Source organism: Coriobacterium glomerans PW2 (assembly GCF_000195315.1).
Taxonomy (GTDB): Bacteria; Actinomycetota; Coriobacteriia; order Coriobacteriales; family Coriobacteriaceae; genus Coriobacterium; species Coriobacterium glomerans.
This window is the reverse complement of the sequence record NC_015389.1, coordinates 287,312-301,252: the sequence shown is the minus strand read 5'-3', so window position 1 is coordinate 301,252 and position 13,941 is coordinate 287,312. Positions and strand designations below refer to the sequence as shown.

At 62.6% G+C, this 13,941-nt stretch carries 14 protein-coding genes; 5 read left to right on the top strand and 9 right to left on the bottom strand.

Going from position 1 to position 13,941, the window contains the following annotated elements; translation table 11 throughout:
- Window positions 1–167: 167 nt before the first annotated feature.
- The 3 genes from CORGL_RS01335 to CORGL_RS01325 all read left to right on the top strand — a co-directional run bounded on the left by CORGL_RS01335 (window position 168) and on the right by CORGL_RS01325 (window position 3,134).
- A complete protein-coding gene (locus CORGL_RS01335; protein ID WP_013708126.1) occupies window positions 168–1,223 on the top strand; it encodes an ABC transporter ATP-binding protein in 1,056 nt (351 codons plus the stop codon).
- A gap of 120 nt (window positions 1,224–1,343) precedes the next feature.
- The gene (locus CORGL_RS01330) at window positions 1,344–2,195 is read left to right on the top strand and encodes a hypothetical protein (RefSeq protein WP_041738493.1); all 852 of its coding nucleotides are present in this window, start codon (window positions 1,344–1,346) and stop codon (window positions 2,193–2,195) included.
- 3 nt (window positions 2,196–2,198) lie between these two features.
- A complete protein-coding gene (locus tag CORGL_RS01325) occupies window positions 2,199–3,134 on the top strand; it encodes a putative ABC transporter permease (RefSeq protein ID WP_013708124.1) in 936 nt (311 codons plus the stop codon).
- 161 nt (window positions 3,135–3,295) lie between these two features.
- On the opposite strand, the gene CORGL_RS01320 is transcribed toward CORGL_RS01325, so the two are convergent.
- The gene (locus tag CORGL_RS01320; RefSeq protein WP_013708123.1) at window positions 3,296–4,210 is read right to left on the bottom strand and encodes a sensor histidine kinase; all 915 of its coding nucleotides are present in this window, start codon (window positions 4,208–4,210) and stop codon (window positions 3,296–3,298) included.
- Between the two features lie 144 nt (window positions 4,211–4,354).
- Here CORGL_RS01320 and CORGL_RS09885 point away from each other — a divergent pair, with 144 nt between their 5' ends.
- Window positions 4,355–4,687 (top strand): hypothetical protein, encoded by a 333-nt coding sequence (locus CORGL_RS09885; protein ID WP_172633504.1) that lies wholly within the window; start codon window positions 4,355–4,357, stop codon window positions 4,685–4,687.
- Between the two features lie 82 nt (window positions 4,688–4,769).
- On the opposite strand, the gene CORGL_RS01310 is transcribed toward CORGL_RS09885, so the two are convergent.
- Genes CORGL_RS01310 through CORGL_RS01295 form a run of 5 tightly spaced genes read right to left on the bottom strand, consistent with a single transcriptional unit; the run spans window position 4,770 to window position 8,072 of the window.
- Window positions 4,770–5,681, bottom strand: a complete 912-nt coding sequence (locus tag CORGL_RS01310) for a hypothetical protein (RefSeq protein WP_013708122.1) — start codon at window positions 5,679–5,681, stop codon at window positions 4,770–4,772.
- Between the two features lie 48 nt (window positions 5,682–5,729).
- A complete protein-coding gene (locus CORGL_RS01305; protein ID WP_013708121.1) occupies window positions 5,730–6,635 on the bottom strand; it encodes an ABC transporter permease in 906 nt (301 codons plus the stop codon).
- A 5-nt stretch (window positions 6,636–6,640) separates the two neighbouring features.
- A complete protein-coding gene (locus CORGL_RS09765; protein WP_013708120.1) occupies window positions 6,641–6,784 on the bottom strand; it encodes a hypothetical protein in 144 nt (47 codons plus the stop codon).
- Complete coding sequence (locus CORGL_RS01300) at window positions 6,781–7,548, bottom strand: putative ABC transporter permease (protein WP_013708119.1); 768 nt, start codon at window positions 7,546–7,548, stop codon at window positions 6,781–6,783. The genes CORGL_RS09765 and CORGL_RS01300 overlap by 4 nt, the downstream gene beginning before the upstream one ends.
- Window positions 7,545–8,072 carry an HD domain-containing protein gene (locus tag CORGL_RS01295; protein ID WP_013708118.1) on the bottom strand — a complete coding sequence of 176 codons (528 nt, stop codon included), beginning with the start codon at window positions 8,070–8,072 and terminating at the stop codon, window positions 7,545–7,547. Before CORGL_RS01295 ends, CORGL_RS01300 begins: the two co-directional genes overlap by 4 nt.
- A 265-nt stretch (window positions 8,073–8,337) precedes the next feature.
- On the opposite strand from CORGL_RS01295, the gene CORGL_RS01290 reads away from it, so the two are divergent.
- Entirely contained in the window at window positions 8,338–10,155 is a 1,818-nt protein-coding gene (locus CORGL_RS01290) for a 1-deoxy-D-xylulose-5-phosphate synthase (protein WP_013708117.1), read from the top strand.
- A 40-nt stretch (window positions 10,156–10,195) separates the two neighbouring features.
- On the opposite strand, the gene CORGL_RS01285 is transcribed toward CORGL_RS01290, so the two are convergent.
- The 3 genes from CORGL_RS01285 to CORGL_RS01275 all read right to left on the bottom strand — a co-directional run bounded on the left by CORGL_RS01285 (window position 10,196) and on the right by CORGL_RS01275 (window position 13,902).
- The gene (locus CORGL_RS01285) at window positions 10,196–11,215 is read right to left on the bottom strand and encodes an aldo/keto reductase (RefSeq protein ID WP_013708116.1); all 1,020 of its coding nucleotides are present in this window, start codon (window positions 11,213–11,215) and stop codon (window positions 10,196–10,198) included.
- A gap of 343 nt (window positions 11,216–11,558) precedes the next feature.
- A complete protein-coding gene (locus CORGL_RS01280) occupies window positions 11,559–12,332 on the bottom strand; it encodes a tryptophan-rich sensory protein (RefSeq protein ID WP_049777658.1) in 774 nt (257 codons plus the stop codon).
- 331 nt (window positions 12,333–12,663) lie between these two features.
- The gene (locus tag CORGL_RS01275) at window positions 12,664–13,902 is read right to left on the bottom strand and encodes an MFS transporter (protein ID WP_245526925.1); all 1,239 of its coding nucleotides are present in this window, start codon (window positions 13,900–13,902) and stop codon (window positions 12,664–12,666) included.
- Window positions 13,903–13,941 lie beyond the last annotated feature (39 nt).

Sequence of the window (13,941 nt, the reverse complement as noted above, 5' to 3'; positions counted from 1 at the left end):
ACCGAGTTCCGAAGACGGCTCCCCGATCCGAACGACAGCCTTACGCTTTCTTTATCATTGGTTCACAGTTTGAAAATGTTTCGCGCTCATACTCGAAAGATGACAACGGGCGTCCGAGATGTCGTGAAGATCAGCCGGGCGCAGCAGCGAACTTGATGGGAGCGGACATGAACGTCATCGAGACCCACGGCCTCACGAAGGTCTACGGCGGCAGGCGCGCGGTCGATGCGCTCGAGATGAGCGTCGCGCAAGGCGACATCTACGGCTTCGTCGGCAAGAACGGCGCCGGCAAGTCGACCACCATGAAGATGTTCGCCGACCTAGTCATCCCGACCTCAGGCGAGGCAGTCCTGTTTCGAGGAATGCCGCATGAGAAGCGCATCTCGGCCGAGCACCGCAGCTTGCGCGAGCTGCTCTCATCGGAGCCCTCCCACATCGGCGCGCTCATCGAGACACCCGGTCTCGTGCCGGGTCTCTCCGCGCTCGAGAACATGATGACCAAGGCGATCTCCATGGGCGTCGTTCGCGCCCGCACCCAGTGCGGCGAGCTGCTCGACCTGGTGGGCCTCGACGCCGCTGACGGCAGGCGCGTGAAGGGCTACTCCATGGGCATGAAGCAGCGGCTGGGCGTGGCGTTGGCGCTCGTCGGCTCGCCGGACCTGCTGCTGCTCGACGAGCCGTTCAACGGCATGGACCCCGAAGCGACGCGTGATCTCCGCGGCGCGCTCGCCCGCCTGAACGAGGAACGCGGCGTGTCGATGGTCATCTCGAGCCACGTGCTCGACCAGCTCAACCGGATGGCGACTCGCTTCGGCGTCATCCGGGACGGCTCGATGGTCAAGGAGTTCAGCACCGAGCAGCTGCATGCGTCGTGCGGAAGCTCGATACTCGTGAAGACCGCCGACCCGGCGCGAGCGCTCGTCGTGCTGGAGGAGCGGCTGCCCGACGCGACGATCCACGTAGAGCCCGACCAGGCGATCGTCATCTCGACCGCCATCCATGCGCAGACGCCCGGATCGTACGAACGGGGCGCCATCGGCCGAGGCGACGGCCGGGGCGTCCAGACAGCTGCCGCGGCTTCCCCCGGCGTCGAGGAGGTCTCGCGGATTCTGCATGACGCAGACCAGACGGTACTGGAACTCAGCCGGCGCGAGCGCGATATCGAGGACTACTTCGTCGAGCTCATGGGTGGCACAGGGCCGGAGAGTCGCACCAAGGGCTGACGTGACGGAGAGCGCGAAGGAGCCGGCAGGTGATCCGCATGCCGGAGTCCATCACCCATGACACCGTGTTCGTCTGATTCATCTATCCATTTGTACCCAAGGGAAATACCGGGTGATCTCATGTTCAACCTTCTGAAGGCGGACCTCTATCGAATGACCAGGCCGAAGCGGCTCCATGGATATCTGTGGCGGTATCTTGTTTGGCTCGCCTGCATCTGCGCGTTAGTTGCAGTAGCAGGAGTGATCACCTCACGAGAATCCGCCGACATAGTCTTCGGGGATCAGCGGTTCTCCTCGCTTTCGCAGTTCTTCGGCATGTACCTGATTTCAACTGGCGTACTTCAATTCCTCGTATGTCTGGGCGTGCTTCAACTTATGCTCTCTGACCTGAAACAGGGTTTCATCCAAACCGTCATAGATTCGAAACGCGGACGCGCTCTCTATGCTGTCGAGAAGATCGTGATGGCTGGCATCTGGACTGCGATCATGGAGCTGATCTTGGCGATAGCGCTGCTTGCGCTCTTCATCCCTTTCGCACGCTACGATTCGCTCATAAGCGAACCTGGCATCTTTCTCCTGTGGATGTTCGAGACCTGGATCTGCGTCTGGGCGCTCGCAGTGGCCTTCATCGTCATCGCGAGCCTCACGCGCAACTCTGGCGTGAGCTACATAGCAAGCCTGTTCATCATCTCCGGTTTCGTGCCCAGTGCACTGCAGGCCCTGAGCTCTCTCACAGAAGTCATGCTCTCTTTGCCGGCTCTGTCCCACACTCTCGCGGAGCTATCCGCGTGGCTACCCAGCAGCTGTCTGGCGGTGCTGGGCTCGGGGGGCATCGCGCTGGTTCAGCCCGCTGTCAGCGCAGCCGGCTTGCTGCCGGGAGGATTCGGCACGCAGGCTCTGATCGTGAGCGCAGGCTGGATCGCGGCTCTGAGCGCAGGGCTGCTGATGCTCTTCAGGCGCAGGAGCATCTGAGACATGCCCGCCTCGGCGCTGTTCCTCTCGTTCGCCTTCTACGGCTTCATCGGCTGGGCGTACGAGTCGACTCTGTGCGCCCTTCTGAACCACGGGTTCTTCTCGAACAGCGGCTTTCTTCTGGGTCCGTGCTGCCCCATCTACGGCGTCGGCGCGCTCGCGTGCTGGCTCGGATTGCGCGGCATCGAGAGCGTCCCGGCGCAGTTCGTCTCAGCCGCCCTCGTCTGCTGCGCTATCGAATACGTCGCGGGATGGTGGCTCGAGCGCACGACCCGCGCGCGCTTTTGGGATTACTCGGATTTCCCCTTGAACATCAAGGGACGGGTGTGCCTGTACGGGGTGCTCGTCTTCGGGACCGGCGCGGTGCTCGTCTGCCATGTCATCCAGCCGTCTGTGCTGCATGCGCTCTCGCTCGCACCGGGCTGGCTCGTGGTCGCCGCCGCCGTGCTCATCGGCCTCGTGATGGCGATCGACGCCGTCTTCGCGCTGGCGAGCTGGAAGCGCCTCTCCTCCCAGCTCGAGACCGTTCGCAGCGAGCTGGCCGATCGCATCAACGAGTCGCTCAAGGAGACCTCGGACTCCATGTTGGGGCGCGTTCCGGATTCGGCTCTCGATTCCGCCGAGGTCGTGCACGAGCGCGGACGCGAGATCAACTGCTGGTTGAGCGACATCTCTGACGCGGTGCTCGACACGCTGCGCGAGCGCGTCGAGCTGCCCTCTTTCATCGCGGATGGGGCGAACAGCCTGCGCATGGTCGCCGAGCGCCTGGCAGGCGGCGCGCCGCGCAGACCGAGGCAGGCTCCCAAGCTCACGTTGAATCGGCGTGAGTTGCGTTTCTTCAACGCCTTCCCACACCTTCGCATGTTCTCCTATGAAGGGATCATTCGGGCGACGCGCCTCAAGGACAGGGCCAGGGATCTGTTCCGTCGTCGGAAGTAGGTCATCGGCTGCGAGAGTCGGATTCGGGAGCAAGACAGATTCTCAGCACGATGCGGCAGGCGTGGCCCGATGGCTCGGCGGCATGCGTTCTCTCGCCTCGGATGCGTTCACCCGACAGTCAATCGCTCCTCGCGGTCGCTCCGTTCGGAGCGTTCTGCCGCTCACCCAACAGCATCCGGCGATCTCGGGGAATCGAACACCAGCTCGATCATCAACATGTCGTCTTCGACTGATGCTGTGAGGTCCATTTCCATCGCCTGCGCCAGCTTGTGAGCGGTCGACAGACCGAGCCCGGCACCGGCCGCGCCGCGTGAGGAATCAGCTTGATAGAACCGGTCAAAGAGGCGCTCGACATCGAGCGCCGAGGGATCCGCGATGCGGTTCGAGAAGACTAGGCGTCCGTCGCGCGCTTCGATGAGAGGGGCGCTCACGCCGTAGCGGATGGCGTTGGTCACAAGGTTCTCCGCGATGCGACACAGAGCGTCGCGGTCCCCGACGACCGTGACCCCACGGGCCTCCATGTGAACTGTCGGCTCCCATTTACGCTCTTCGAACTCGGGAAAGTGGGCCAACAGAACCGCCTCGATGATCGGAGCGACGTCGACGGTCTCTCGGCTGAGAACCAGATCGGGATCGCTTGCCCTCGTGTAGGCGAACAGCTGATCGAGCAGGCGGATCGTCGAGTCGATGCGCGCGTTCGCGGCTTCGAGATAGCGTGTCCGCATCCGCTCCTGCCGCTCGCCGGTTGCAAGCTGAAGGTAGCCTTTCGCCCCGGTGAGCGGGGTTCGGATATCATGCGAGAGCGCCGAGAGGTCGCGCTGGAACTCCTGCCGTCTGCGAAGGGCGAGAACGCGTTCCTCCAGCCCTTGATCGAGCTCGGTGTTCACCGCGACGGCAAGCTCGCGCAATCCGGGTCCGAACGTCTTCAGGGTGAGACGGGCTCCGCTGCGTCGCTCGCGATCGCGCAGAAAGCGCGCCATCCGACGCAGCTCCACCGCGTAGACCGACGTGCCGAGCACCATGCCCAAACCCAGCCCGATGATGAGCGAAAGCGCAATCAGAGTCGCGCTGTCCATATGGCGAGCCTCCTTTCGCGTCTGGCGGGTCGACCGCGCCGACCCATGCAGACAAGAACGGTCTGGATCCATGTCGAGACGCCTGCGCCTCCAGCCGCGCACAAATCAGAACCTAGAAGCGCGCCGCTGCCTGCTCTGAGCCCGATGAGACACTGGCTGGGAAACCGGTTCGCGGCCTCATGGAACGCGCATGTCAGTGAGAAGGCAGCCGATACCGGCCTCGAAGATCCACTTCGCAATCCCTCTCATCATATAGGGGATCATCCCCGAGGCGAAGACGAATGCGCCGAGCAGATCTGCGACGATGCTGCGCGAGAGATAGATCGCCGCGGTCCCGATCGCCGAAGCAACCCCCAGATACGGCCATGTCTCGAGCGCTCAGAGCAACAGGGCTCCGAGCGGCTCTACAGCCAGAGCGGAGATGCCGAAAATCCGAGCAGCAGCAATGCGACCGCTGTCACCGCAGACAAGATGTAGGCGTACCATGCGCCGGCGAAAGAGATCGGCTCTCAGCAGATTCAACATAAGATGCTCGCACCGCCCCTTCGGATAGAGCAGATCAGACGGGCGCGCGGCGCGAGACCGCTAGGATCACCGCTGCTGCCAAGATGGTCCAGCCGCCACCGACGAGCAGCGCCTGGGCGGCGACTCCGCCGGGAAGCCACGCCAGCGCTCCGGTCGCGGCTTGTGACAACGACGCTCCTCCCGCATGCAGCAGATCAAGGCAGGTCGAGGGGAACAGCGCTGCGATATCCCCCAGAATTGACGACCAGACGGGCTGCTCGGGAACGAGCATGGCGAGCAGCGCCGCGGCGCCGGATACCAGACGCGCGACGACACCCGCGCCGATGAGGACGCTGGCCCCCAGGGAGACGACCGTGCTGCGCGTGAGACAGGCGATGGCAAGCGAGACGACGCTCAGAGCCCAGCAGCTGAGCCATGCATCGAGGGCCCACAGCAGAAACCTGCCGATGGGCTCGCCGGTGTGCAGCATGTGACCGAACGGCACCATGGTGAGCACGCTGAGAGACATCATGATGATCAGCAGCGCTGCCGTCCAGACACCGGCGAGGACGATCCGCTCGGCGGCGAAGGCGAGGCGGCCCCGCGTCGAGGTGCTGACCGCGCTCGCGTAGCCACACCCCGTATCGGTGATATACATGACCGTGGCGCTTATGCATCCGAGCAGCACGAGCAGGCCAGAGCCCCGATGGGGTGAGGTGAGAAAGACGGCGAAGAATGCAGATGGTGTCATTTCATATATCTGAAGAGAGGTTTGGGCTGAGCGGAGCTGCTGATCGCTGATGTTTCCAGCGATCGCCTGATCGCACATGACCTGTGCCCCGATGGAGAATATCCCATTCATCATGATCATCACGATGAAAAGACCGATCATCCATCTCCAGAGGTAGCCGTGCATGCGCGCAACTCGGCTCATGCGAAACAGATCGGCTTTGAGCAGGTTTACCATGATCGTCCCTTCCGTTCGGGCCCGCATGCCGCAATCGGTGCCTATCGATCAGATCCTTTGGCGCCGAGCCCAGGCGAGGGTGCACCCGCCGGCGAGTGCAACCCATGTGATCCCTGCGATAGCGGCCTGTCCGGCGAAGCCACCGGGAAACGAGGCCATCGTTCCGGCCGCGGGCCGCGAGAGGGCGGATACGCCGCCGCGCAGTATGGCAGCGCAGTGCGAAGGAAACCAGTTCATCATCTCGTGCAGGCCGTCAGCCACCGGTGCCAGCGCGCCCGCAGCTCCTATGAACTGCGCTCCCAGCTCGACCAGATTCGGAACGACGCCCATCATGATCAGGATCGCTCCGAGATAGGTCACCGGGGCGTTGCGCGTGATGAACGCCAGTGCGAGCGAGATGGCCGTCAGTGCCCACAAGCACAACCAGCAGCAGCCAGCCCATGCTGCGAGCTCCCCGATGGGCTCTGCTGTTCTGAACGGCTTGCCGAGAACGTAGACCATGCAGACGACGAGCGCCGCCATAAATACGAACACGATCGCGCTCCAGATCCCAGCCAGCACGGTCTTCTCTGCCAAGTAACCGAGACGGCCGCGTCTCGAGGTCGTGACCGAAGCTGCGAAGCCGCGGTTGAAATCAGACAGACACGGGATGATCATGCCGAAGCAGGCGATCAGAGGAAGCATCCCGACGTTGTTCGACCCGGACATGAGGGCCGATCCAATCATTGTAGAGGGTGCGCCGGCCATCTGCTCATACGCCTTCAGCTCCAAACTGACTCTGGAGGCATCTCCCGCCGCGCTGTGCGCACTCTGCATGAGCGAAGGCATCATGAGCAGAATGCCCGCTGACAGCGCTGTCAGCACAACTGATATTGCCAGCATCTTCCACAGGTAGCCGTGGAGCCGGGTCGGCCGCGACATCCGATACAGATCCGCTTTCAGAAGATCAAACATAGTGATTACCTGCCATCTCCCTTTGATATGAGCAGAAAGACGAACCCGGCGATCACGATACCGTCGATGATCAGCGCTCTCCACAGGTAGCCATGCAGCTTGGTCATGCGTGTCATGCGATACAGATCCGCCTTGAGAAGCTCTTTCATGCGTGTTCCCTTCCGGTGAGATGTTCAGATTCCATTTGAAGTCCGTGTCGTCGTTTCGCATCAGACGCCCACCGAGCGAGGCGAGCCATGGAGTCCGAGGTCTCCTTGAGCGACTCGTTGATGCGATCGGCCAGCTCGCTGCGAACGGTCTCGAGCTGGGAGGAGAGGCGCTTCCAGCTCGCCAGCGCGAAGACGGCGTCGATCGCCATCACGAGGCCGATGAGCACGGCGGCGGCGACCACGAGCCAGCCCGGTGCGAGCGAGAGCGCATGCAGCACAGACGGCTGGATGACATGGCAGACGAGCACCGCGCCGGTCCCGAAGACGAGCACCCCGTACAGGCACACCCGTCCCTTGATGTTCAAGGGGAAATCCGAGTAATCCCAAAAGCGCGCGCGGGTCGTGCGCTCGAGCCACCATCCCGCGACGTATTCGATAGCGCAGCAGACGAGGGCGGCTGAGACGAACTGCGCCGGGACGCTCTCGATGCCGCGCAATCCGAGCCAGCACGCGAGCGCGCCGACGCCGTAGATGGGGCAGCACGGACCCAGAAGAAAGCCGCTGTTCGAGAAGAACCCGTGGTTCAGAAGGGCGCACAGAGTCGACTCGTACGCCCAGCCGATGAAGCCGTAGAAGGCGAACGAGAGGAACAGCGCCGAGGCGGGAGCGTCCGCCAGTGTCGCACCGCCGAGCGCCAGCATACCGGATGAGATGAGCCGCACGTGTCCCGCGACCGCGCTGGCAACGTCAAATGGAACCCTCATGTGCGTCTGCCGCGTATGACACCGCTCACCCGTGAGGACAGGCGGCCGGCGACCGTCTCGCGAATCGCACAGCACTTGTCCGCAATGCAGACGATCCAAGCCTCGCGACAGGTCGGCGGAAGGGGCACGAGCGGAAACATGTGATGGACGATGATGTCGCGCTCGCAGTCAGTGAGGTCGAAATCCTCCGTGGCGCGCTCAAGCGCGATGTAGGGGTGTCGGAAACCGTGAAGTCGATGGTCTGGATCGGGATCGTGCCAGTCATAGAGGAAGTAGTCGTGCAGAAGCGCCCCGCGGATGAGCGAGGAGCGGTCGATGCGAATCCCGATGCGCCGACAGCGGTCCGCGATGGAAGCGCTCAGAAGTGCGACCGACAGCACATGCGCATAGACGCTCTCGCTGCCATGCTGGATGAAAGATCGGGTGAGCCCCAAGCGACCCTCATCCTCGAGAGCGCGAGCATGAACACGTACCTCTTCGATCGTATCCGAGGCTTCCCTCGCTACACCTGAGCTGTTGCGCACCGCGATTCCTCTTGTTCCTCGACTATATGCAGCTCTCCGCTTGAACAGGATTATCTCTCAAAACGTCATTGGAACCAAATCCAGCAGAATCTGCATATGGCGGGCGTCGCCTCCCTGTCGAGGAGAAAGCGGGAAAGAAAACGATACCGCTGGGGGAAGCAACGCAGATCGCTCACATATCCAGCGACGCGTTGTGAGAAACTGGCTTCCTGCAAGCAGCAGGCAAACGATAGAATGCTGCTCGTCTATGATCACGGGGTGAAACATAGAGGGTCTACTCGAACATATCACATCGCCGAAAGACGTGCGCGCGCTGCCGTCCAGCGAGCTGGACGCGCTGTGCGGTGAGCTGCGTCGCGCGATCCTTGAGAGCTCCGCCGTCGTCGGAGGCCACGTCGGACCCAATCTGGGTGTCGTCGAGCTCACCGTCGCGCTCCACCGCGTATTCGACACGCCTCGCGACCGACTCATCTTCGATGTCTCGCATCAGACCTATGCGCACAAGGCTCTGACCGGTCGCGCGGCGGCGTTTCTCGATCCCACGCGCTACCAAGAGGTGTCGGGCTTCTCGAACCCCGATGAGTCCCCCTTCGACCTGTTCGCCATGGGCCACACCTCGACCTCGATCGGGCTGGGCTGCGGTCTCGTCAAGGCTCGCGAGATCGAGGGAGAGACATACGACGTCATCGCGGTCATCGGCGATGGGGCGCTGTCGGGCGGCCTCGCCTTCGAGGGGCTCGACAACGCAGCCGACCTGGGGTGCGGTCTCATCATCATCGTCAACGACAACAACCGATCCATCGCTGAGAACCACGGCGGCATCTACCGCAATCTCGCTGAGCTGCGACGCACGCACGGCAAGGCGCAGCACAACTTCTTCCGTGCCCTGGGACTCGACTACCGCTATGTGGAGGAGGGCAACGACGTCCACGCTCTCGCATCTGCTCTCGAAAGCCTGCGCGGCATCGATCATCCAGTCGTGCTGCACGTCCACACGCTGAAGGGTGCGGGCTTCCCTGCGGCCGTGAGGGATCCGGAGAGTTGGCATCATGCCGCCCCGTTCACCCTCGCCGATGGCGCGACGATACCCGATCCGCATCCGTTCGCCGAAGGGTCGGTCTGCTACGCCGACATCACCGGCGGCTTGCTCTCCGAGCGGATAAAAAACGATCCCGCCGTCGTGGCCATCTCTGCAGCGACCCCCTACATCATGGGCTTCACACCGGCTCGTCGCGCTGCAGCCGGTGCCGGCTACGTCGATGTCGGCATCTGCGAGGAGCACGCCGTGACCTATGCGACCGCGCTGGCGCAGGCGGGTGCCAAACCGGTCTTCGGAGTATACGCGACGTTTCTGCAACGTGCGTATGATGAGCTGTGGCACGATATGTGCCTGAACGCGGCACCCGCCACGATTCTCGTCTTCGGAGCATCGGTCTTCGGCAGCTCCGCCGAGACGCATCTGGGATTCTTCGACTTGGCGATGCTGGGCAGCCTTCCCGCCATGCGCGTGCTCGCACCGGTGTGCCGCGAGGAGTATGAGGCGATGCTCAGATGGTCGCTCGACCAGCGCGAGGGGCCCGTTGCGATCCGCATACCCGAGACCGGTGTCATCTCGCGGTCCGATCTCGCGCCGGAGGGATCCAGCCCGTCGTTTTCAGCTCCCAGCTATCAGGTCGCGCGAACCGGAGGAGACGTGGCGATTCTGGCGCTCGGGTCCCTCTTCACGCTAGGCGAACGCGTAGCCGACATGCTCGCAGAGGATCACGGCATTCGTGCGACACTGGTGAACCCGCGTTTCGGAAGCGAGCTGGACGAGGGGTGCCTTGAGGCGATCGGACGCGACCATGCAGTGGTGATCACCATCGAAGATGGCGTCCTCGACGGGGGGTGGGGCGAGAAGGTCGCGCGCTATCTCGGACCCAGCCCCGCTCGTGTGCGCTGCTACGGTATACCGAAACGGTTCTTCGATCGATTCGATCCCGGCGAGTTGCTGAAGCGGTGCGGAATGAACGCTCCGGACATGGTATCGAACGTGCTTGACATGATCCGCGCGGTCTCAAAGGACGAGTCAGGGTCCTTGTGACCATTCGACGAATGGGAGCGTCCGTGAGGACGATCTTCGTTCACGCTGCCTGGGGCGGTCGATTCTGCGCCATGACGCCGACGATCGGATGCGGAACGTATGGCTTCTCTATCTCGGCGATCTCCTCTGCGGTGAGCTCGATCTCCGTCGCCTCCGCTGCCCCATCGATTTGATCGGCCCTTGTCGCCCCAACGACGGGAGCGGTCACCTTCGAGAGCAACCACGCGAGAGCGATCGCGGTCATCGTGGTACCGCGCGCCGCGGCGATCCTCTCCACGGCGGCGATGATGGGGGCGTCGATATCCTCGGTGAGCTCATACTTGCCGCGAGCATAGCCGTCCTCGATAAGCCGTCGGCTCGTCGTTCCCGGGTGCCGTGCGAGTCTGCCTCCCGCGAGCGCCGAATACGGCGTCAGCGAGATGTCTCGCAGCCGCGCCAACGGCACCATCTCGCGCTCGTCCTCCCGAGCGATCGCATTCATGTGCCCCTGATAGGAGACGAACCGACTCCAACCGTTCGCTCGCGCGATCGCATTTGCCTCAGCGAGCTGCCAGGCGTAGCAGTTGGAAATGCCCAGCGCGCGAACCTTGCCAGCTCGGACCTGTCGATCCAAGGCCGCCAGCAACTCCTCTACAGGCGTGCTCCAATCCCACATATGGTAGATATAGAGATCCAGATAATCCAAGCCGAGACGTGAGAGGCTTGAATCGAGCAAGCGACCGATGCGATCATCGACCGTGTCGCCTGATGGGCGTCTGGCGGCATCCGCGGAATCGCTGGGATCTGCGAGCACGAACTTCGTCGCGACGACCACCTCCTCGCGACGAGCGCTCGCAGCGAGCGCTCGTCCCAGATACGACTCGCTTGTCCCGTTCTGGTAGCTCATCGCCGTATCGAAGAACGTGACCCCGAAATCGAGCGCACGGTCGATGACGCGCCGCGATGCATCGTAGTCAAGTGTCCAGCTGTGCTGTCCGGCGCGCGCATCGCCAAATCCCATGCACCCCAGGCAAATGCGGGAGATGCTGATGCCGGTATCGCCAAGCTTCGTATATCTCATAGCAACCCCTTCGGGATCGAATCCGAGCGCAGCAGACCGGGTTCGGCTGCACGGTGCCGAGATCGGCTGACTATACGCGGGATTCCACATCAGCTCCATCTTCAGCGCCCCGTTTCCGTTGTCTTCCATTATCATCGAGCTGTATATGAATGCAAGGTCATCGCAAGGTTACGAGTTCTTGAATCAGCTGAGCAAAAGCGGATAGACGCGCGCATTATGCGAAGCGGTGCTTCGCGGAACCGAGACAGAGGGGCGAGCGGAGCACCGCCCATCTCAAACGAGAGACCCCGACGCTTCGGACGCCGGGGTCTGTCTGTTCGCCAAGGAGTCTGCGATTTCATCTTCAGCGTCCGGAGCGCCCGGAGATCGACACCCGATTCCATGGTATGTAGATCGCCGCGCCCCCGAGCGCGGTCAAAGCTATGACGAGCACGCCGGTCAGCGTGGAGACGCCCATCAGCCGCACCCCGATGCCGATTCCCGCCCAGATGATCGGCAACGGGAACACCACGTCATCCTTCCGAGCGCGGACGGCATAGCTGATCGCGAGCAACGCGAGCAGCAGCAGGATCGTCGAGATCACCGGCACGATGCGCGATGCGCTCGAAGACGCGCCGGTGATTGCTCGCGCGGCGTTCGCCACGAAGGCTACGAGCAACCAGGCTGCATAGATGGACAGCGGCATCCACTCGGCCAACCCTGCTTCGGGACGCTTCGCCGCGATATAGAGCGCCGCCACCACAGCGAGCAGCACCACGATGACGATTACGCTGCCAACCATGTTGTGCAGATGCCATAGCACCAGCCATGCGATGTTGAGCACGCACGAGACGACGAACAGCACCACATCGCGTCCAAGGGGCATCCCCGCGAAACGCTCATCGCCTGTAGAGGTCCGAGAGAGGTTCACGCACCAGATCGCGAGCGCGACATAGATGACGATCCATATCATGAATACATAGCCAGCAGGGGCAAACCAGGTGAACACCTCGTCTGAGACGCCTGCCACCGTTGTGTTCCCGAGATGAGTGAATTCGATGAACGCTGTCGCGGCGATCATCGCGATCAACGCTATGAGCGCGACGACGGTGCCGTGCCACGTGGATTGCGTGCGCATCGCAGCCCCTCTTCCCTGATCCGGTGGGTCCGCCACACCAGCGGATGAACGATTGCGCCCGGGAGCCGCGTCATACCGAGATTGTTCCGATCGAGCCATACCAACCTCCTAACGTTGTCTGTGCCAACCAGCCGAACGAGGCCGATGTGCCCTGTGTTCTATACCCGTTGTCTCGCCATTCATGGTTCTGATCTCGAATCTGCGGGCTCATCTGCTGGAGATGATACATGTTGCATCCGTATCGTTCGCTCAAGCGCCACAAGCAGTAGACTCACGCGAGCATGACGCGCAGCAGTCGGCTATCAACCGCAGCGGTCCCTTCGATCGATTCTCAGCGCTGGACCGATACCTGCGTCCGATGGCGATGCGCAAGTCGTATCGTCCATATCACAAGCGCGCAGGCGATCAGAGAGAACCCGGATCCGACGATACCGATGAAGCGCATGCCCGGACCTGCGACGACGGCACCTCCTACCGCTGTGCCGAATGCGATGCCGATGTTGAACGACGTGGGCTCGAGTGATGCGGACAGCGTGAGTGCACGGGGGTAGTCGGTCCGCGCGATGCTCATGAACATCGAGACGCACGGCACGGACACGGCATACATCGAAAGACCGATCGCCATGATGATGGCGAGCGCGGGAGCCGTGAGGCCTCCGACCGCATACAGCGCGAAGAGCAGAGCCGCCTGGATGAGAAACGACGGCACGAGCGCCCGCATGCCGAAGCGCGCATCGATCCAGCCCGACAGCAGATTCGAAGCGATGCAGACGAGGCCATATCCCATGAGAGCCGTGCTGGTGGCTAAAGAGGACATTCCGAGCACGTCCTCAAGATAGGGTGTCACATAGGCATAGAGAACGTAGACCGATCCGATGCCGAAGACGAAGATGGCCACACACGACAGCGCACGCGGGTCGCGCAGCAGACAGAGTTGGTCGCTCACCGTGGCAGGCTCATCCGTCGCCCCTGCACGGGGAAGAGCGCACACGACCGCAGCGCACACGATCACCGCCATCCAGAAGGCAGCCGCCATCGTCATATGCCATCCAAGGGCATCCCCGATCAGCTTGCCCCCCGCCGTCGCCGCGATCATCGCCACAGCGAACGCGGCGTAGACGATAGCGACCGTCGGCGATACGCGCTTGACGCTCACAAGCTCGGGGATATACGTCACGCTCTGTGCGAGCAGGGCCCCGGAGACCGCACCGAGCGCGATGCGCGCGATCATCAGGATCGTGAAGGTCGGTGCGAACCAAGCGACCAGATTCGCCGCGCAGAAGATCACGGTATATGAGACAAGCAGGGGGAAGCGGCGAAACCTCCCGGTCGTGAGCGCCAGCACCGGCGTGCAGATCGCATAGGCGAGCGCGAAGACGCTCACGAGTTCGCCGGCGCGATCGAGGGTGACGGAGAACGCGGTTGCGATCTGAGGTTCGATGCCGATCACGACGAACTCCGAGGATCCGAGCACGAATGCGAGCGCCACGAGCAGCGCGATGCGCACCTTCGTCCAAGAGTCGGTCGCGGTCAGATTCCCATCATCACGAGTGTCGCGTGGTGTCATCATCTCTCGATCCTTCCGATGACCCGGAGGTTCATCAATCGC